General features: G+C 65.7%; 13 protein-coding genes. 5 read left to right on the plus strand and 8 right to left on the minus strand.

What is annotated here, in order from left to right; all coding sequences use genetic code 11:
- Positions 1–29: 29 nt before the first annotated feature.
- Positions 30–731 (minus strand): response regulator transcription factor, encoded by a 702-nt coding sequence (locus AC5V87_RS03610; protein WP_008542552.1) that lies wholly within the window; start codon positions 729–731, stop codon positions 30–32.
- Positions 732–971: 240 nt separating this feature from the next.
- Here AC5V87_RS03610 and AC5V87_RS03615 point away from each other — a divergent pair, with 240 nt between their 5' ends.
- The 3 genes from AC5V87_RS03615 to AC5V87_RS03625 all read left to right on the plus strand — a co-directional run bounded on the left by AC5V87_RS03615 (position 972) and on the right by AC5V87_RS03625 (position 6,405).
- Positions 972–1,703, plus strand: a complete 732-nt coding sequence (locus AC5V87_RS03615; protein WP_456841320.1) for a HugZ family pyridoxamine 5'-phosphate oxidase — start codon at positions 972–974, stop codon at positions 1,701–1,703.
- A gap of 181 nt (positions 1,704–1,884) precedes the next feature.
- The gene (locus AC5V87_RS03620; protein ID WP_495370036.1) at positions 1,885–4,488 is read left to right on the plus strand and encodes a CHAT domain-containing tetratricopeptide repeat protein; all 2,604 of its coding nucleotides are present in this window, start codon (positions 1,885–1,887) and stop codon (positions 4,486–4,488) included.
- 300 nt (positions 4,489–4,788) lie between these two features.
- Positions 4,789–6,405, plus strand: a complete 1,617-nt coding sequence (locus AC5V87_RS03625) for a phosphoenolpyruvate carboxykinase (RefSeq protein ID WP_456841318.1) — start codon at positions 4,789–4,791, stop codon at positions 6,403–6,405.
- A gap of 207 nt (positions 6,406–6,612) precedes the next feature.
- On the opposite strand, the gene AC5V87_RS03630 is transcribed toward AC5V87_RS03625, so the two are convergent.
- The 3 genes from AC5V87_RS03630 to AC5V87_RS03640 all read right to left on the minus strand — a co-directional run bounded on the left by AC5V87_RS03630 (position 6,613) and on the right by AC5V87_RS03640 (position 11,443).
- Entirely contained in the window at positions 6,613–7,428 is an 816-nt protein-coding gene (locus AC5V87_RS03630; protein WP_456841317.1) for an acyl-CoA thioesterase, read from the minus strand.
- A 168-nt stretch (positions 7,429–7,596) separates the two neighbouring features.
- The gene (locus AC5V87_RS03635; RefSeq protein WP_456841316.1) at positions 7,597–10,122 is read right to left on the minus strand and encodes a glycogen/starch/alpha-glucan phosphorylase; all 2,526 of its coding nucleotides are present in this window, start codon (positions 10,120–10,122) and stop codon (positions 7,597–7,599) included.
- 457 nt (positions 10,123–10,579) lie between these two features.
- Positions 10,580–11,443 (minus strand): LysR family transcriptional regulator, encoded by an 864-nt coding sequence (locus AC5V87_RS03640; protein WP_495370037.1) that lies wholly within the window; start codon positions 11,441–11,443, stop codon positions 10,580–10,582.
- Between the two features lie 96 nt (positions 11,444–11,539).
- Between AC5V87_RS03640 and AC5V87_RS03645 the strand changes: the two genes are divergently transcribed.
- Together AC5V87_RS03645 and AC5V87_RS03650 are read left to right on the plus strand one after the other, a co-directional pair.
- The gene (locus AC5V87_RS03645) at positions 11,540–12,448 is read left to right on the plus strand and encodes a DMT family transporter (protein WP_495370038.1); all 909 of its coding nucleotides are present in this window, start codon (positions 11,540–11,542) and stop codon (positions 12,446–12,448) included.
- Between the two features lie 13 nt (positions 12,449–12,461).
- On the plus strand, positions 12,462–13,235 hold the full coding sequence (locus AC5V87_RS03650) for an MBL fold metallo-hydrolase (protein WP_495370039.1): 774 nt from the start codon (positions 12,462–12,464) through the stop codon (positions 13,233–13,235).
- A gap of 138 nt (positions 13,236–13,373) precedes the next feature.
- Here AC5V87_RS03650 and AC5V87_RS03655 read toward each other — a convergent pair whose 3' ends face one another.
- From AC5V87_RS03655 to AC5V87_RS03670, 4 genes are all read right to left on the minus strand, one after another.
- Entirely contained in the window at positions 13,374–14,144 is a 771-nt protein-coding gene (locus AC5V87_RS03655; protein WP_456841311.1) for a TIGR02186 family protein, read from the minus strand.
- Positions 14,141–15,058, minus strand: a complete 918-nt coding sequence (locus tag AC5V87_RS03660; protein ID WP_456841310.1) for a sulfite exporter TauE/SafE family protein — start codon at positions 15,056–15,058, stop codon at positions 14,141–14,143. Before AC5V87_RS03660 ends, AC5V87_RS03655 begins: the two co-directional genes overlap by 4 nt.
- A gap of 235 nt (positions 15,059–15,293) precedes the next feature.
- Positions 15,294–18,749, minus strand: coding sequence for a tetratricopeptide repeat protein (locus AC5V87_RS03665; RefSeq protein ID WP_495370040.1), 3,456 nt, complete (start codon positions 18,747–18,749; stop codon positions 15,294–15,296).
- A gap of 306 nt (positions 18,750–19,055) precedes the next feature.
- Complete coding sequence (locus AC5V87_RS03670) at positions 19,056–19,643, minus strand: PadR family transcriptional regulator (protein ID WP_456841308.1); 588 nt, start codon at positions 19,641–19,643, stop codon at positions 19,056–19,058.
- Positions 19,644–19,671: the final 28 nt, after the last annotated feature.

A 19,671-nucleotide genomic window follows, 5' to 3' on the forward strand; every position in this document is an offset into this window, starting at 1 on the left:
CTCAATCTTTCGCGAAGGCGCGCTGAGCCTCAGGCTTCCTTGAAGCGGTAGCCGACGCCGTACAGCGTCTCGATCATCTCGAACTCGTTGTCGACCACCTTGAACTTCTTGCGCAGCCGCTTGATGTGGCTGTCGATGGTGCGGTCGTCGACATAGACCTGGTCGTCGTAGGCCGCGTCCATCAGCGCGTTGCGGCTCTTCACCACGCCGGGCCGGGTCGCGAGCGCCTGCAGGATCAGGAATTCGGTAACGGTCAGCGTCACCGGCTCGTTCTTCCAGGTGCAGGTGTGACGTTCGGGGTCCATCCGCAAAAGGCCGCGGTCGAGTGCCTTGGCGTCGTTCTCCTTCGGCGCAACGGTCGGGTCCTTCGGCGCCGAGCGGCGCAGCACCGCCTTGACGCGCTCGACCAGCAGGCGCTGCGAGAATGGTTTGCGGATGAAATCGTCGGCGCCCATCTTGAGGCCGAACAACTCGTCGATCTCCTCGTCCTTGGACGTCAGGAAGATCACCGGCAGGTCGGACTTCTGGCGCAGGCGGCGCAGCGTCTCCATTCCGTCCATGCGCGGCATCTTGATGTCGAGGATGGCAAGATCGGGTTGCGTGGTGCGGAAACCATCGAGCGCGGAGGCACCGTCGGTGTAGGTCATGATGCGGTAGCCTTCGGCTTCCAGCGCGATCGAGACGGATGTGAGAATGTTGCGGTCGTCGTCGACCAAAGCGATTGTGGGCATGAGCCTCTGCTTTCTGCTTTCCGTTTGGGTCGTGGCTTGAAACGGCGAGCAATCCAGTGATGCGCCGCATACATGGGTGCCGAAGTGGCATACGAACCTTGTCACCGAGCAATGCAAGCTGGGCTGAAGTGTGACCAAGTTCCACGAAACACGGCAGATTCGCCGCGTCTCGACCCATAACCAGACCCCCGTTTAGCCGAAAAAAGACCCCCCTTGCAACCACCTGAGCCGAGAAAGCCGATGCAACCGACCCCCGATTTCGCTCCCGAAAAGCTTGCCAAGTCGCTGCTGCGGCGGTCGCGGCAGGGTGCCCTTGCCACGTTGATGGCGGGCTCGGGCGATCCCTATTGTTCCCTGGTCAATCTGGCGAGCCATCCTGACGGCTCGCCGATCCTGCTGATTTCGGGTCTGGCCGTGCACACAAGGAATATCCTGGCCGACAACCGGGTCTCGCTGATGCTGGACGAGCGTGCCGCCGGCGATCCCCTGGAGGGCGCCCGGATCATGTTGTCGGGCCGGGCCGAAGCGGCCGGGGCGGACAACGAGCTCCTCCAGCGGAGGTATCTCAATGCCCATCCGTCGGCAGAAGCTTTTGTTTCGTTTAAGGATTTCTCCTTCTTCCGGATCCGCCCGACCGGAACCCATTTGGTCGCCGGCTTCGGCCGGATCATCGATCTTAAGCCCGAACAGTTCCTCACCGACCTCACGGGCGCCGAGGATCTGCTTGCGGCCGAGGAGGGGGCCGTGGAGCACATGAACGCCGATCATCGCGACGCCATGGGCCTCTACGCAACAAGGCTCCTCGGCGCCCCCGCCGGCGACTGGCGCTGCACCGGCTGCGACCCCGAGGGTCTCGACATGCAGGATGGCCAGACCGCGCTACGGCTGGATTTTCCGGAGCGGGTGACCGACGGCACGGCCCTGCGCAAGATGCTGGTCCGCCTCGCTGGCGAAGCGCGCTCCAAGGCGTGATGAGATTTGGATGAATCATCACCACGCTTCAGGTTGTTGTTTGAGCATGATCTTTCGGAAAACCGCTGCGCAATTTTCCGGATCCTGCTCTGAGGTGGACTGAAGCGCAGCCACTTGAACCCTGCCCTCGGTCGCTGCGCCCCAAGACCGTAATGGTTCGAAGTCGGCCGCGAGAGGGTTCATGACACGCCATCGTTTGACGCTGGGTGCGGGTTTGGCGCTCGCGACCATGATATCGTTTACCACCCCAAGTCTTGCTCAGAAAGGTCTTGCTCAGAAAGCTCTTGCCGCGGAAAGCACGCGGATCAATGCGCTGATCAGTGCCGGCAACTATTCGGAGGCGCTGCCGCTCGCGCAAGGCATGGCGGCGCGCCTGGAGAGTGACAACGGCCGCGAACTTGCCGCCGCGCTCAACAATCTCGGCCAGGTCTATGCCGGCCAGGGCCGCGATGATCTCCCCGAGCCGCTCTACAAACGTGCCCTCGCGCTGATGGAACAATCGCTCGGCCTCGAAACGCCACTGGTTTCGGCGGAGTTGACCAATCTCGCCGCGCTCTATCAGCGGCAGGGCCGCTTCGCTGAAGCCGAGCCGCTGTTCAAGCGTGCGCTGGCCGTCAGCGAAAAGGGTCTGTCGCGCGAGCATCCCGATGTCGGCCGGGCGCTCAACAATCTCGCCACGCTCTATGTGAAACAGGAGCGGCATGCCGAGGCCGAACCGCTGTTCCAACGCGCCCTCGCGATCTATCAGAAGGTCGGCGGGCCCGAGCATCCCGCGGTCGCCACGGTCCTGAACAACATCGGCCAAGTCGATCGCGATCTCAACCGCGATGCCGAGGCCGAAGCGCCGATCAAGCGCTCGCTCGCAATCCGCGAGAAGGTGCTCGGACCGGATCATCTCGACGTCGCCCGCTCGCTGAACAATCTCGCGGGGCTTTATCAGCACGAGCGACGCTATTCCGAGTCCGAGCCGCTTTATCGCCGCGCGCTCGCGATCCGCGAGCGTGCGCTCGGGCCTGACAATCCCGATGTCGCGACCTCGACCAGCACTCTCGCCGCGTTCCTTCAGGCGTCGGGACGAACGGCCGATGCGCTGCCGCTCGCTGAAAGGACGCTCGCGGCCAACCGCGCGCAGCTGCGCGTGGTGTTGCCGATCCTGTTCGCTGCGCGCGAGCAATCCCTGCTGGCGGACGACAGGGCGCTGAATCAGGCGCTGGCCGCGATCCGGCGCGGCACGCAATCCTCCGCCGCTTCCGCCGTGAACAAGCTTGCAGTTCGGTTCGCCGCCGGCAGCGACCGGCTCGCCGAGCTGGTGCGCAGGGAGCAGGACCTCGCGGCCGAGACCGAGGCGCTCGACAAGGCGATCGTCAGCGCGGTGTCGAAGCAATCCGCCCAGCGCGACCTGGCCGCCGAGCAGCGCAGCCACGCGCGGATCGCCGCGATCGCGAAGGAACGTGCGGGCTTGCAGAAGACGCTCGCAATCGAGTTTCCCGACTACGCCTCGCTCTCCAGTCCGCTGCCGCTAGCGTTGAAGGACATCCAGCCCTTGCTGTCTGCCGAGGAGGCGTTGGTGCTCTATTCCGTCGTCGACAAGCAGAGCTATGTCATCGCGATCACGCGCGAGGCCGTCGACTGGAAGGAGATTCCGCTCGGCGCGGACGCACTGACGCAGAAGGTGAGCGCATTCCGTAGGGGTCTCGATGTCGGCAAGGCGCGCGATGGCTCCGGCAAATCGGGGCTGTTCGATCTCGCGCTCGCCAACGAGCTCTATGTCGCGCTGCTCGGCCCGGTCGAGGCGCTGACGAAAGACAAGCGCAACCTGCTGGTGGTGCCCTCGGCGGGGCTCACCGCGTTGCCGTTTCACTTGCTGGTCACGGAGAAGCCGCAGGCTGCGATCCCGGACACGCTCGAAGGCTATCGCAGCGCCGCCTGGTTGTTGCGGCGTCAGGCGGTGTCGGTGCTGCCGTCGGTGATCAGCCTGAAATCGTTGCGCGCGTCTGCGCGCCGGGATCAGGGCGTCAAGCCGATGACCGGCTTTGGCGATCCCGTGTTCAACCCTGCGCTGGAAGGCCCGGCGGATCGGCGCGCCGCAAGCGGCAAGCTCGCGGCGCGCAGCATTACGACCATCGCCTATACCGACTTCTGGCGCGGCGCCGGCGTCGACCGCGCGCTGCTTGCAAAGGCGTTGCCGCAGCTGCCAGACACCGCCGACGAGCTGAACGCGGTGGCGAAGGATGTCGGCGCCACCGAGGCCGACATTCATCTCGGCCGGGACGCCAGCGAGACGACGCTGAAGCGTGCAGCGCTTGCTCAATACAGCATCATCTACTTCGCCACTCACGGCCTCGTTGCCGGCGACGTCAAGGGACTGGGCGAGCCCTCGCTCGCGCTCTCCATTCCCGATCAGCCCACCGAGCTCGACGATGGCTTGTTGACCGCGAGCGAAGTCGCCCAGCTCAAGCTCAATGCCGATTGGGTGGTGCTGTCGGCGTGCAACACGATCGCCGGCGAGAAGCCCGGTGCCGAGGCGCTGTCGGGGCTGGCGCGCGCGTTCTTCTACGCTGGCGCCCGCGCGCTGCTGGTCTCGCATTGGGCGGTGGATTCGGAAGCTGCCACGCGACTAACCACGTCGACTTTCGAGCTGCTCAAAAACGAACCAAAGATCGGGCGCGCCGAAGCCTTGCGCCGCGCGATGTTAACCTATGTTGATGACACGTCGTCACCGCGCAACGCCTATCCCACCAGGTGGGGACCGTTCGCACTCATCGGCGAAGGAGAGGTACGATAGGCCGAGTGCGAGGTTGTGCATCGCAACAACCTTGAACAACGCAGAAATACGCATTTGGTTGCGCGACCATTTGCGATTCCGCGACCATTTGCGATTCTATGACGCGCCTGCTCAGAGCTGACATGCGCGGCATTTGGCGCGGTCCTTGAATAGACCAAATCCTGCGGGATCAGCTTGGCAACGCCAGCGTTCATCAGTATTAGGTCACCCAGCCGAGGCCGGATGGTCTATTATTAGCGGTGACCGCGATGGTGCCAAAGCTTGGCCGCTGAGTGTCGCGGGTTCGAGGAGGATGTTTTCGTGCAAGAGACGGGCGTGCGCAACGGTGCCTTCGGCGCCGACAAATTCGGCTTAAGGAATCTCAAGCAGGTTCACTGGAACCTCGGTGCGCCGCAACTCTATCAATACTCGCTCTCCGCGGGCGAGGCGGTGCTCTCCGCCGACGGCGCGCTCTGTGCCGACACTGGCGAGTTCACCGGCCGCAGTCCGAAGGACAAGTTCACGGTGCGTGACGCCACCACCGACAAGAAGATGTGGTGGGCCGGCAACCAGTCGATCACCGCAGAGCAGTTCGAGGCGCTCTACCAGGACTTCCTCAAGCACGCCGAAGGCAAGACGCTGTTCGCGCAGGACCTCTACGGCGGCGCCGATCCGGCCTACCGGATCAAGACGCGCGTCTTCACCGAGCTCGCCTGGCACTCGCTGTTCATCCGCACGCTCTTGATCCGCCCCGAGGCGGTCGAGCTGTCGAGCTTCACGCCCGAGCTCACCATCATCGACATGCCGAGCTTCCGCGCCGATCCCAAACGGCACGGCTGCAAATCGGAGAACGTCGTCGCGATCGATTTCGCCCGCAAGATCGTCCTGATCGGCGGGTCTTATTATGCCGGCGAGATGAAGAAGTCGGTCTTCACCACGCTGAACTACTATCTGCCCGAGCGCGGCGTGATGCCGATGCACTGCTCGGCCAATGTTGGCGCCAATGGCGACACCGCGATCTTCTTCGGGCTGTCAGGCACCGGCAAGACCACGCTGTCGGCCGATCCGAACCGCACGCTGATCGGTGACGACGAGCACGGCTGGGGCCCGAACGGCGTCTTCAACTTCGAAGGCGGCTGCTACGCCAAGTGCATCAAGCTCTCGCGGGAAGCCGAGCCCGAGATCTTCGCGGCCTCGACCCGCTTCGGCGCGGTGCTCGAGAACTGCGTGCTCGACGAAAACACCCGCGTCGTCGATTTCGACGACGGCTCCAAGACAGAGAACACGCGCTCGGCCTATCCGCTCGACTTCATCCCGAACGCCTCGCGCACCGGCCGCGCGCCACAGCCGAAGAACGTGGTGATGCTCGCCGCCGATGCCTTCGGCGTGATGCCGCCGATCGCCAAGCTGTCGCCGGCGCAGGCGATGTATCATTTCCTGTCCGGCTACACCGCCAAGGTCGCCGGCACCGAGCGCGGTCTCGGCAACGAGCCGCAGCCGGAATTCTCGACCTGCTTCGGCTCGCCCTTCCTGCCGCTCGATCCATCCGTCTACGGCAACATGCTGCGCGACCTCATCGCCCGGCACAATGTCGATTGCTGGCTGGTCAACACGGGCTGGACCGGCGGCAAGTACGGCACCGGCTCGCGCATGCCGATCAAGGTGACCCGCGCGCTGCTCACCGCCGCGCTCGACGGCTCGCTTCGCAACGTCGAATTCCGTACCGACAAATATTTCGGCTTCGCGGTCCCGACCGCGCTGCCGGGCGTGCCAGCTGAGATCCTCAACCCGGTCAACACCTGGAAGGACAAGGACGAGTTCGACAAGACCGCCCGCGCGCTGGTCGGCATGTTCCAGAAGAACTTTGCCAAGTTCGAATCGCAGGTGGATGCCGAAGTGCGCGCCGCCGCTCCGGACGTGAAGCTCGCGGCGGAGTAATCGCTCCGTCTTCAATGCAAAAGGGCGGCCGCAGGGCCGCCCTTTTTGTTCGTGAACGCTCTCTCCGCTCGTCATTGCGAGCCAACGGGTCCGCGCGAAGCGCGGCCCGATGACAGGCTCCGCGAAGCAATCCAGAATCCCGCCGCGGAGGCAATCTGGATTGCTTCGTCGCAAGGGCTCCTCGCAATGACGGGTCTGTGGATACACCTACGCCTTGAAATACGCGATCTGCGTCGTGGTCGCGAGCAGCCTGCCGTTCGGCGACCACAGCTCGGCGTTCTGGTCGGCGTAGCTCTTGTGCATGATCTTGGAATCGGCCGTCGCAAGCACGCGCGTGATGTTCTCCGCGGCGAGCTCCGCGCTGTCGGTGTGGAAATAGGTCGTCAGCGACACCGTGCCGAACGGCACCAGCTCGCGCCGGGCGTGGAAGATGCGGCCGAAGAAGGCGTCCGACATCGACATCAGCGAGGGCATGTCGAGCCTGCGCGGCTCACGGTCGCTGATCCAGAGCTTCGAGAAGGTGCTGGCGAGCTCGGCCTGCGGCGGCCCGATGCGCATCTCGCCCTCGACGAAGCGGAATTCATACTGGTTGGCCCAGGACGCCGAGATCTTCGGGAATGGTAGCGTCTGCTCGAACGGCTTTGCGTCCGGGATCTTGGCCACCCGGTGCTCCCAGGATGGCCGGCGCTCGGCGAACACGGCGGTGGCGAGCGTTGCGACCTCGCCGCCGCCCTGCGACAGTTCGACGCTCCAGTGCTGGCTGGAGCGATTGGCCTTCACCAGCCTTATGTCGAGATCGAACGGGCCCTTGGCGATCGGCGCGCAGTAATTGACGGTGAGGGCCAGCGGATCGCCGGCGCGCTCTGGATGCTCGATCAGCGCGCGCAAGATGGTCGCGGCCGTGGCGCCGCCGAACGGGCCGACAAAGGCCCAGTAATCGTCGCTGGTGTGCCCCTGCCAACGCGAGTCACCCGCGGTGATGCGGGTGGCGTCGTCGAAGGGGTGCGGAAGCTTGGCGTGCATTTTTGTTTTCGTCCGTCATTGCGGGACGATGCGAAGCATCGAACCCGGAATCTCGAGATTCCGGGTTCGGCTCTGCGAGCCGCCCCGGAATGACGGTCGTCATATCACAGCCATCGTCTGTCTGTGCAATGACCTGTCGCGTAACGCCGATTTCACGCCGCGGAAAAATCAGGCCGTGGCGCCGCGCTGGTCCTTGGCCTCCTGGAACGGCGGCGTGATCGGACTGACCGGCACGTTCCAGATCTCCTGGGCGTATTCGCGGATGGTGCGGTCGGAGGAGAACCACGCCATGCGGGCGACGTTGAGGATGGAGGCGCGCGTCCAAGCCGGCGAGACCAGCCAGCGCGCATCGACGCTGCGCTGCGCCTCGTAATAGGAATCGAAATCGGCGCTGACCATGTAATGGTCGAGGTAGCGCAGCGCGTGCGCGATGGATTCGAAGCGGCCGGGATCGCCGGGCGAGAACTCGCCGGCGCCGATCGCGTTGATGGCACGCTGCAGCTTCGGCGATCCGCGGATCACGTCGGAGGCATCCAGCCCCTGCTTGCGGCGGATCATCACGTCGCCGGCCTCCATGCCGAAGATCGCGATGTTCTCAGGCCCGACCTGGTCGCGGATCTCGATATTGGCGCCGTCGAGCGTGCCGATGGTGATGGCGCCGTTCAGCGCCAGCTTCATGTTGCCGGTGCCGGAGGCTTCCATGCCGGCGGTCGAGATCTGCTCGGAGAGGTCGGCCGCGGGAATGATGACTTCCGCGAGGCTGACATTGTAGTCGGGCAGGAACACGACCTTGAGCTTGCCGCCGATCGCGGGATCGTTGTTGACGACGTCCGCGACGTCGTTGATCAGCTTGATGATCAGCTTGGCGTAGCGATAGCTCGCCGCGGCCTTGCCGGCAAAAATCTTCACCCGCGGCACCCAATTGCCGTTGGGATCGTCCTTGATCGCCTGGTACAGCGCGACCGTCTCGACGACATTGAGCAGCTGGCGCTTGTATTCGTGAATGCGCTTGATCTGCACGTCGAACAGCGCGTTCGGATCGACCTTGATGCCGAGCCGCTCGCCGATCAGGCGCGCCAGCGCCATCTTGTTGTGCAGCTTGACGCTGCGGAATTTCTTCTGGAATTCGACGTCGCTGGCGCGCGCCTCGATCAGCGAGAGCTGGGTCGGATCGTCGAGCACGGCCTCGCCACAGGTCTCGCGCAACAGCTCGGTGAGCTTGGGGTTCGCCAGCATCAGCCAGCGGCGGAAGGTGATGCCGTTGGTCTTGTTGGTGATGCGGCCGGGATAGAGATGGTTGAGATCGTGGAACACGGTCTCGCGCATCAGGTCCGAATGCATCGCCGAGACGCCGTTGATGCGGTGCGAGCCGACGAAGGCGAGCTGGCCCATGCGCACGCGGCGGCCGCTCTTCTCGTCGATCAGTGAGACCGAGGCGCGGAAGTCGATGTCGCCGGGCGCGCGCGCTTCGGCGAGCGCGAGGTGCTGCACGTTGATGCGGTAGATGATCTCCAGATGCCGCGGCAAGAGGCGCTCGAACAGCTCGACCGGCCAGGTCTCCAGCGCCTCGGGCAGCAGCGTGTGGTTGGTGTAGGAGAGGGTGGCGACCGTGATCTTCCAGGCCTCGTCCCAGCGGAAATTGTGCAGGTCGACGAGGATGCGCATCAGCTCGGTGACGGCGAGGCTCGGATGGGTGTCGTTGAGCTGCACCGCGACCTTGGACGACAGGCTGCGCAGCTGGCCGTCGGACGCAAGATGCCGCTTCACCAGATCCTGCAGCGAGGCCGAGACGAAGAAATATTCCTGGCGCAGCCGCAGCTCGCGGCCGGCCGGGCTTTCGTCATTGGGATAGAGGAATTTGCAGATCGCCTCCGCGCGCGCCTGCTCGGCGCTGGCGCTGACGTAGTCGCCCTTGTTGAAGGCATCGAGCTTGAGCGGATCGGGCGAGCGCGCCGACCACAGCCGCAGCGCGTTGACGTGCTGGCCGCGCCAGCCCACGATCGGCGTGTCGTAGGCGATCGCCTGCACGGTCTCGCCCGGATGCCAGATCGCGCGGTCGCGACCCTTGTCGTCGACATGCTCGACGCCGCCGCCGAAATTGACGTCGTAGATCACCTCGGGCCGCTGCAATTCCCAGGGATTGCCGAAGCTCAGCCATTCGTCGGGATATTCCTGCTGCCAGCCTTGATTGATGATCTGGCGGAACAGGCCGTAATCGTAGCGGATGCCGTAGCCGATCGCAGGGATCGACAGCGTCGCCATGCTCTCCATGAAGCAGGCGGCGAGCCGTCCGAGGCCACCATTGCCGAGCGCCGCGTCCGGCTCGCATTTGCGCAAGTCCGGCAGCGACACGCCAAGATCGCCGAGCGCGACCTCGAAGATCTTGAGCAGCCCCATGTTGTTGAGCGCGTCGGTGAAAAGACGGCCGATCAGGAATTCGAGCGAGAGATAATAGACGCGCTTGCTGCCGGCATCGTAGCTGCGCTTCTCGGCGGTGAGCCAGCGATGCACGATGCGATCGCGCAGCGCCAGCGCTGCAGCCTGGTACCAGTCGTGCTTCGTCGCCATGCCGGCGTCCTTGCCGATGGCAAGGCGCAGCTTCGCCAGGATCGCGCCCTTGATCTCGGCCAGCGCGAGTTCGTCGATGGGCTGCCCGGGCGCGGGAAAACTGGGCTGGTACGATTGATCTTGCAAGGCCGTCACTTCCTGGTCGAAAAACTGCTACTCACCCTACGCGTCTTGCCGCTGCGCCGGAACCGTCGCCGGCGCGCCGATGCACTGCGCTGACGTAAAATTATGCAAGGAATGGGCCGGTTTGGGAACCCGGGCATGCACGGAGAAACTTGGATTCCGTGCTAGATTGCTCTCGGATTCAGCCATCAGTGTGGAGGGAGACGCCATGGTGCGACTGCTGATCGAGGTCGCCGCTGCGGCCTGCTCGTTGTCTGCATCTCCGCCTCGAGCGCGGCGTTCGCCGCCGGCAGGTCCAGCCGCAGCGCCGATGGCCTGACCTGCGGCTTCACGGTCCCGCCAAATGCCTCGCCCGCAGCCCGCTGCGCCGCCATCAAGCGTCAATGCGGCGGCAAGTTCTACGCCAATGCGTGCGGCGACAGGCTGTTGTCGGCGGCCAATTGAGGTTGAGCTCGCGCGCTCAGGCGGCCTTCGCCTGCACGTTATCGCAGAACTCGGCGAGACGATCCGCAAGGCGCAGAGTTGCCGGGCTCGCATCCGGCGCGGCCATCAGCGCGACCTCGGTCTTGTTGATCGGCGCAAAGCCGTCCTTGGCGGTGAGCACGCGGTGATCGGACTGGATCGACATCTCGGACAGGATGCTCAGCCCCATGCCGGCGGCAACGGCGGCCTGGATGCCGGCGAGGCTCGATGACGAATAGGCCATGTGCCAGGCGCGGCCGGCGCTTTCGAGTGCATGGATCGCGCCGGCGCGATAGAGGCAGCCGGTCGGGAAGCCGATCAGCGGCACCGACGAGACGTTGACGTCGATCGGATGGCTCTTGCTGGTGACCCAGTGCACCCGCTCGGGCCACGCCGCAATCGCGCCCTTCTCGCCGGCGCCGCGCTTGAACAGCGCGAGGTCGAGCTCGCCACGTTCGAGATCGCGGGACAGGTTCTTGCTCTGGTCCGCGCGCACATCTAACCGCAGGCCCGGATGCGAACGCGAGAACGCGCCGAGCAGTTTTGTCAGTCGATACGCCGCGAAATCCTCAGGGATCCCCAGCCGGATCGCGCCTTCGCCGCCGGGCTCGCGCAGCATGTCGCGCGCTTCTTCGGCAAGCGAGAGCAGCCGCCGTGCATAGGACAACAGCCGCTCGCCCGCTTCGGTCGGACGCACGTCCTTGCCTTCGCGGTGCAACAGCACCTGGCCGACATCCTCCTCCAGCCGCTTGATCTGCTGGCTGACTGTCGACTGCGTGCGGTGAACGCGCTCGCCGGCGCGGGTGAAGCCGCCGGCCTCGACCACCGAGACGAAGCTGCGCAGGAGCTCGAGATCGAGCATGGCCGCCTCCATTCGAAAATCCACTGATCTGCAGTTAATCATTTAATTTCCAAATGGCAAGCGGGGTCCCTATTTCGAGGGCCGAGGAGAAATGTCGTGTCGCTTGCCCCTTCGATGTCCGTCCCCCGCAGCCGCTTCAACGTGCTGCCGCTTTATATCGGCCTGTTCTGCCTGCTCTGGAGCTACGCCTTCGTCGCCGGCAAGATCGGCGTGACCCATTGCCCGCCGCTGATCCTGCTCGCGGCGCGCTTCTCGCTCGCCGGCATTTTGATCCTCGGCGCCACAATGGTTCGCGGCGACTGGTCCTTGTCATGGCGGGATGCCGCCATCTTCGCCGTGCTCGGCATTGCAAATAATGCGCTCTATCTCGGGCTTGGCTACACCGGCCTGCAATCGGTCTCCGCCGGCCTCGGCGGCCTGATCGTCTCGGCCAATCCGGTCTTCACCGCCGCGCTCGCCGCGCTGCTGCTCGGCGAGGGCATGACCTGGCGCAAGGCGAGCGGACTTTCGCTCGGCATCGTCGGCGTGACCTTGATCGTCTGGCATCGCCTGTCGATCGGCACCGATAGTCTGCACGGCATCATCTTCACGCTGGCTTCGCTGGCCTCGATCGTCGCCGGCACCGTCCTGTTCAAGCTGCTGGCGCCGAAGGGCTCGTTGTGGATCGGCAACGGCGTGCAGAACCTTGCCGCCGGCATCGTGCTGACGCCGGTCGCGCTCACCTTCGCCGACGTCCACGCGATCGATGTCACGCCGAGCCTGATCGGCGCCTTCGCGTTCCTCGTGCTCGGCGGCTCGATCCTCGCCTATTGGCTCTGGTTTCATCTCCTGAAAGTGTGTGGCGCGACCGCCGCCAGCGCCTATCATTTCCTGATGCCGCCGCTCGGCATGCTGTTCGCCTACATCGTGCTCGGCGAGCACATCGAGATGCGCGACCTGCTCGGGATCGTTCCGGTGGCGCTCGGCATTTACCTGGTCACGCGGCCGGCAAAGGCCGCTGCGTAAGAGGAGCTTTCGTATGCCCATCTGCATCACCCTGATCGGCGGCCCCACCGCGCTGATCGAGATCGACGGCTTTCGCCTGCTCACCGATCCGACCTTCGATGCGCCCGGCGCCTACCAGCTGCCGCATGTGAAGCTGGAGAAGACCATCGGTCCCGCATTGAAAGCAGATGCGATCGGCCCGATCGATGCCGTCTTGCTCAGCCACGATCAGCATTCCGACAATCTCGACAATTCCGGCCGCGACTATCTGCTGAAAGCGCCGCGCGCGCTGACGACCGAGGCCGGCGCAAAGCGTCTCGGCGGCCATGTCGAGGGCCTTGCGCCCTGGGCGACCGCGCATCTGAAGGACGACGACGGCAACACGCTGACGATCACCGCGACGCCGGCGCGTCACGGACCGGCCGGCATCGAGCCGCTGTCGGGCGACGTCATCGGCTTCGTGGTGCAGTCGAGCCGCAAGGACACGCATTCCATCTATATCAGCGGCGACACCACCTGGTTCGAGGGCGTCGCCGAGGTCGCACGCCGCTTCAAATGCGGCGTGGTGATGCCGTTCGCAGGCGCCGCGCAGACGCGCGGGCCGTTCCATCTCACCATGGACACCAACGACACCATCGAGACCGCGCGCGCCTTTCCGGATGCGATGATCGTGCCTGTTCACACCGAGGGCTGGGCGCATTTCCGCCAGAACGGCGAGGACCTGCGCAGGACCTTCGACGTGCTCGGCTTCGGCACGCGGCTGCGCCTGCTGGAGCCGGGCGTGCCGACGGTGATCGAGGCGCCGTGAAGTAAGCCATCGTGTGCGCTTCCTCCTCCTCGTCATGGCCGGGCTCGACCCGGCCATCCACGTCTTTGTCGCCGCATCTGAGAACATGGATGCGGACAAGCCCGGCCATGACGGCAAGTGAGTGGCTCGCCCCCCCACTCAATCCTTCCGGAAAACAATCGACGCCATCCACCCCGTCATCAGCGCCATCGCGGCCGTGACGAGGCCGTAGATCAGCCCGTGCTGCCGGGCGCTGGTCGCGACGAACTGCTCGAAGCCGATCTTGACGATCTCGAACGCGGTCTCGGTCTTGGTGATCAGCGCGCCGTTGGCGAACAGCTTGATCTCCACCTCGTAGGTGCCGATCGGCACCTCCGCCGGCAGCGGAATGCCGGTGCGGAACAGCGTCGGCGTCAGGAAGGTCACCGCGCTTGCATCCTCGCGGTAGAGGCCTCGCTCGGTCCGCAGGCGGATGAAGGCCGAGCGGAATGCATCATCCGGCACCACGTCGGCATAGTCGCCGCCGACGCGCTGCGTCAGCAGCACGTTGTTGAGCCCGATCTGCTGGCGTCGCGCGATCTCGGGCGAGGTGATGAGGTTGAAGGGCCGGTTGGCGAACAGCGCCAGATAGCTCGGCACCTCCAGGAATTGCCGGTAGTCGGTGTTGATCCAGATGCCGAATCTGCGTTCCTTGCGCCGCGTCACCATGTCCGCGCGCGGACCCATCACGGTGACGACGAGATCATAGGCGGTGCGGTCGGCCGGCGTGGTGGCGTCCCGCTCGACCGATCCGAACAGCACCAGCTCCTCGCCCGAATAGTTCGGCGTCACGGTGACGCGGTGATTGGAGACCGACACGATCAGCCGCTCGGCGCGCGCGGCCGAGCCGAGCAGCAGGACGAGAAGGAGTGCGAGAAGCGCGCGCGTCATCCGGTCACCCCGAGCTCGCGGATGGTGAAGAGATCCTCCGGCCGGATCACCAGCTCGATCGCAAAGCGCACGCCGACCGAGAGGATGAGCAAGCCGAGCAGCAGCCGTAGCTGCTCGCCGCGGATCTTCTGGCCGGCACGGGCGCCGAACTGCGCGCCGGTGACGCCGCCGACCATCAGGATCAGCGCCAGCACCGCGTCGACGAGGTGATTGGTCACCGCATGCAGCATGGTCGCGAACAGCATCGTGACCAGGGTTAGGACCATCGACGTCCCGATCACCGTCGAGGTCGGCACCCTCAAGAGATAGATCATGATCGGCACCAGGATGAAGCCGCCGCCGATGCCCATGATGGCGCCGATGAAGCCGATCACGATGCCGACGATCACCACGGGGATCACCGAGAGATAGATCTTCGAGCGCTTGAACCGCATCTTCAGCGGCAGGCCGTGGACCCAGTTATGCGTGCGCCGCGGCGGCACCGCACCGTGCCGGATACGCATCAAGGCGCGCAGACCTTCGGAGAACATCAGACTTCCGACCGTGGTGAGCAGCACGACGTAAGAGAGCGCGATCATCAGGTCGAGCTGACCGAGCGCGCGGAGTTGCGTGAAGGCCCACACCCCCAGCGCCGTGCCGGTGACGCCGCCGCACAACAACACGCTCGCAAGCGCCGGATCGATTGCGCGCCGCCGCCAGTAAGAGAGCGCGCCGGAGAAGGACGAGGCCGCGATGTGGCTCGCGACCGAAGCGACGGCCACCGCGGGCGTGATGCCGATGAAGATCAGAAGCGGCGTCATCAGAAAACCGCCGCCGATCCCGAACATGCCGGAGACGAAGCCGACCGCGGCGCCCATCGCCAGCACCAGGAAGATATTGACCGGCAGGTCGGCGATCGGGAGATAGAGCTGCATCGAAGGACCACGCTCCGGCGAGACGGATCGATCATCGCGGGTTGCTCCGGACGGTCGAACGATTTGCCGAGCCCCTCAATAGCGGAATTCGAAGCGAGGAGGGACCAGGATTTTTGCGCGTGGTGAATGGTCGCGATAAGCTTGTCTGAACCGCTGCGAGCCAAAGGACTCGGTTCACCTCTCCCCGTCGGGAGAGGTGGGCACCGCGCGACGCGCCCCGACCTTCCTCATCACTTCAATGCGCCGCCGAGGCCGAACGCTTCGTCGCAACCTGCTTCGGCGCGGGCTTGGCGCTGGCCTGTGGCGCGCTGTCCCAGCCGCCGTTCGGGGTGGGAACGTTGACCGCATCGTCAGGCTGCGGTTCGGCGCTGAAAGTCTGGATCGCGAGCTTGGCGGCGGCGAGGGATTGCGGGTCGAGGCGCTTGGTCACGTCGTCGCGCTTGCCGGCGGCATCTGCATCGCCCTGCGCCGCCGCGAGGCTGAACCATTTGTAGGACTCGGCGAGGTTCTGCTCGACGCCGATGCCCCGGGCATAGAGGATGCCGAGGTTGAACTGGCTGTCGGCGACGCCGCGATCGGCCGCCTTCCGGAACCATTGCGCCGCGCTCTTGTAATTGGCGCCGCGTCCGCCGCCGTCGGCATCGAGCACCGCGAGATTGTGCATCGCCTTGGCGTTGCCGCGCTCGGCGGCCTGCGTGTAGTAGCGGCGGGCGATGTCGGCATCCTTCTTCACGCCGAGGCCCTTTTCGTAAAGCGTGCCGAGGCGGAAGGTCGCGGGCACCACGCCGGCCTGCGCCGCGCGGTCGTACCATTTGGCGGCTTCGTCGTAATTCGTGGCGACGCCTTTGCCTTCGGCAAAGCGCAGGCCGATCTCGTAGGCCGCGGTCGCATCGCCCTTCATCGCGGCGCTGCGCAGGCCCGGCCCGCCGATGCCGTCAGGCAGCTTCTCGCTCGGCGGCACCTGGATCGTTCCGAGCCTGGCGCGGCTCGTGCCCGACAGCGCACCGGTCACATCGCTCGACGCCGCGGGCGGAGGCGGCACCGCGGGCCCCGGTGGGATTTCGACCGAAGCCGTGCTGCCGGAATTGTCCGCCGGGGCCGGCGCGGCATTGTTCTGCGACTGGCGGCCGATCGGCGTCGGCGAAGTCATCGACGGCGTGATCTGCTCGGGCGTCGTGGGCTTTGTCTCGACCGGCGGCAGTGCCGGCTGCGGCGCGGGTGCGGGGGACGACGTCTCCATCTCCTGCTGCGCCGGCGCCGGGCTGCCGCCCTCGAGCAGGTTCATCGCCATCTTGAAGGTGCCGAGCACGATCACGACCACGCTCGCGCCGACCAGCAGCGAGCGGATCTTTGAGGTGATGGTCGAGCCGCCTTCCTGGCCCTTGTCCTTGGCGCGGGCCGCAGCCTTGGCGGCGCGTCCGGGCTTCTCGGGCGGTTGCGCCGCTGCGGCCTGGGCCGCGCGGCGCGCGGCGGCAATGAAGCTCGACGACGATACCGGCTCTTTCGGCGCGGCGGGGATTTCGCTGATCGCGCTTTCGGAGGCGGCAATGCGCTCCGAAGGCGTCGCGGCTCGGCCACCCGGCCGGGTGCCCGGCTCGAGCGGATGATCCGGCGGCAATTCCGGTGCGATCGCGGCGCGTGCCGGCGCCGTGTGCGGCTCCAGGATCTCGCTGATGGCGCGCGGCGGAACGGGCGGTGCCGTCGGCACCGCAGGCGGCGCGGCAGGGGCCGCGGCGTGGAATTCGCGCGGGGCGGCGATGAAGGTGGAGTGCGGCGGGTGCTGCGCGGCGGCCGGATTCGGCAGTTCGGGCTTCGGATCGTATTTCGGCGGCTGCTGCGCTTGCGGCCGCGGCTCGCGGGCCATCGGCGCGGGCTCCATCGGCGCGGCCATCGGCATTGCCATGGACCCCGGCTGCGGCGCAGGCGGCGCCGTGCGTACCGCACGCAGATCGCCCTCGATCATGGAGAGGCGATCGACGATGTGGCCGAGCGCGCCATGGACAGCTTCGAGCGAGTCCTGGGTGCTGCGGTTGGTCTCGGCCTGGCTGAAGCGGATGTCGGAGAGCTCGCGCTTGACGAGATCGACCACGCCGGAATCGACCGGCGGTGCCGAATTGCGGCTCTCCGCCAGCGCTGCATAGGTCGCCTGCTGCCGCTCGAGGTGGCGCAGGATGTCGTGCAGCCCGTCCTCGACGCGACTCAAATTGCCGTTGCGCGGATCGGCGGCGGCCTCGATCCGCTCCAGGAGATACGTGACCCGCTGCTCGAGATGCGCGAACGTCGAAGCGGAATCGTTGCCGACCTGCATGCGGTCGAAGCGATCCGACAATGCGCGGATCGCGGCTTCCAGATGCTCGGTGCTCTCGGACGGCTGCGGCCGCTCGCGCGTTTCCAGCGCGGCGGTGAGGGCGGCGATGCGCTGCTCGAGCACTGCGAAGCTGTCGCTGTGGCCGGAGGCGCGGGTGATCTGGTCGACCTTGGACGACAGCAGCTGCACGTCCTCGGAGAGCCGCGCCAGCGCCTCGTTGGAGGCGACGTTGGAGACGATGGCGCGCAGCGCCGAGATCGCGTCCTCGAGCTGGCGCACCGTCGAGGGATCGTCATTGGCGCGCAGGATCAGATCGAGCTTGGCGCCGAGATTGCGGATCGCCTCGTCATAGCCGGTGAGCTGCTCGGCCGGCGTCAGCGTGCGCAGCACCTGCTTGATGTCGGACAGCGCGCGCTCGATGCCTGACAGCACCTGGCCGTCGGTGCCGTTGGAGCGGGTCTCGTCGATGCGACGGTGCAGCGAGCGGATCTCGTTCTCGATCGATTCGATCGCGCGGCGCGGCATCGCCTCGGTGATGGCCTGACGGATCTCGGCGAGCTCGCCGCGGAAGGCGGAGATGGCCTGCTCGGTATTGTCAGGGCGCTGCAGCGATTCGATCTGGCTCGTGATCTTGAGCAGATGGCGCTCGAGCGACGAGAAATCCGGCCCTGGCTGCTGCGGCGGCGGGGCATAGGCAGGCGCCGGCGGCGCCATGGCCGGCGCGTAAGGTGCTGCGGGTGCAATCGAGGGCGCGGCGCGCGGCGGCATCTGCCTCGGCGTAAAACCGTCGAGCTCGCTTTGGCGCGCGGTGATTTCGGCGACCGCGACGTCGAGCGAGGCGGGGCTCAGGGGTGGCGAGCTGCGATAGACCTGGGCTGCCGCACGCTCGACCGCATCGGCCTGGCGCTGGCGCATCTCGACCGGCGAGGGCGCCGGTCGCGGCGCCTGGGGCTGCTGCGCCTGAGGCTGTGGGCGCGAGATTTGCGACAGCCGCGCATCGAGCCGCGAGATCGCGTCGTTGAGTTGGCGCGCGACGCCCTGCTCGCGCGAGACATCTCTGTCACGAGAAGAGTCTTGTCTTTCACGAGAAGAGTCTTGGCGCGGCGCGGGCTTCGAGATCCGTTCGATCTGCTGGGTGATCGCGTCGAGCCGCTGGTGAATGTCGGCGACTTCGCGGCTCGCCTGGCTAAATTCCTGGCTCGGCGTGTGTTGCTGTTGCTGGCGCGGATCGTAAGGCGGGCGAAAGTTCGGTGGGGTCGTCTCGCCGAGCGTGGAGTTCAGCCAATCGTTGAGTGACATGCCGGCACGACGCGCAGCAGCTTCGGCCCGCTCCCTGACGGATGGATCGATGCCGTCAACACTCCACGATACGCGCGAATTCATGACTCTGTCCGGTTCCGACTTCAGCGCCCCACCCCGGCGCCTCCAGCCTTCCCTCGCGTGCCGGTTGCAAAGACAATCGGATTTGGCGCGGGTCGTCTGCCTCGAAAACCGACTTTTTCCTGTTACGGTAAATAACGGGTTAAGGAATGCAGGCCGGGTGTCTTAAAGTTGGGCGGCGGGAACTAGCGGCGCCGTTGAGGCGCTCGTCCGGTTGGCCTGACAACCGGGGTCATGCCCCGTCCCAGTCTGCGCAAGTGCGGCACAAGGCGGGCGATGACAGCGGAGAGGGAGGCATCACCTCCCGCCTCAGCTCTTCTCCCGCTTGCCATCCTCCAGCGGCACCACGGTGCCTTTGCCTGACATCGCCGACAGCGCCTCAAGCGCTTCCTCGCAGAAATCGGCCACCATCTGCTCGTGCCGGGCGCCGAGGCGCAGCAGCAGGAGATTGCCGAGGTCCAGCACAGCTTCCGCCTTGCCGTCAGGGAAACGCTTTTTCAGAATCCGCTCGTAGTTCTCGTGGCGGTCGCGGTGGTGCTCGAGCCGGTCCATCAAATCGGTGCGGATCGGCTCGATGTCGATGCTGTCGAGCGCATGCAGCCGGACCAAGAGGTCGTCCTTGATCGAGGGCGGGGTGCTCGGCCGCGCGGCCCAGTGCCGCAGCGCTGTTCGGCCCTCCGGAGTCAGCGTATAAATGAGCTTATTGGGCTTGCCTGTCTGCACGACCTCGCGGCCCTGGATATAGCCGCGGTCGCGCAGCTTGGAGAGCTCGCGGTAGATCTGCTGGTGGTCGGCCTTCCAGAAGAAGCCGATCGAGGAATCGAATGTCTTGGCGAGCTCGTAGCCTGTCATCGGACGTTCCGTCAGGCATGCGAGGATTGCGTCGCCCAGCGCCATGGCAGCTGCTCCTTCCTGAGGTCCCGAC

Source organism: Bradyrhizobium sp. SOJA106, assembly GCF_059448745.1.

Bases quoted from the DNA above. Each gene is read 5' to 3' on its own strand.
- AC5V87_RS03630 (WP_456841317.1), bottom strand. From the start codon at position 7,428: ATGCACGCCAAGCTTCCGCACCCCTTCGACGACGCCACCCGCATCACC.
- AC5V87_RS03650 (WP_495370039.1), top strand. From the start codon at position 12,462: ATGCCCATCTGCATCACCCTGATCGGCGGCCCCACCGCGCTGATCGAG.
- AC5V87_RS03665 (WP_495370040.1), bottom strand. From the start codon at position 18,749: ATGAATTCGCGCGTATCGTGGAGTGTTGACGGCATCGATCCATCCGTC.
- AC5V87_RS03615 (WP_456841320.1), top strand. From the start codon at position 972: ATGCAACCGACCCCCGATTTCGCTCCCGAAAAGCTTGCCAAGTCGCTG.
- AC5V87_RS03640 (WP_495370037.1), bottom strand. From the start codon at position 11,443: ATGCTCGATCTCGAGCTCCTGCGCAGCTTCGTCTCGGTGGTCGAGGCC.
- AC5V87_RS03610 (WP_008542552.1), bottom strand. From the start codon at position 731: ATGCCCACAATCGCTTTGGTCGACGACGACCGCAACATTCTCACATCC.
- AC5V87_RS03670 (WP_456841308.1), bottom strand. From the start codon at position 19,643: ATGGCGCTGGGCGACGCAATCCTCGCATGCCTGACGGAACGTCCGATG.
- AC5V87_RS03620 (WP_495370036.1), top strand. From the start codon at position 1,885: ATGACACGCCATCGTTTGACGCTGGGTGCGGGTTTGGCGCTCGCGACC.
- AC5V87_RS03660 (WP_456841310.1), bottom strand. From the start codon at position 15,058: ATGCAGCTCTATCTCCCGATCGCCGACCTGCCGGTCAATATCTTCCTG.
- AC5V87_RS03655 (WP_456841311.1), bottom strand. From the start codon at position 14,144: ATGACGCGCGCGCTTCTCGCACTCCTTCTCGTCCTGCTGCTCGGCTCG.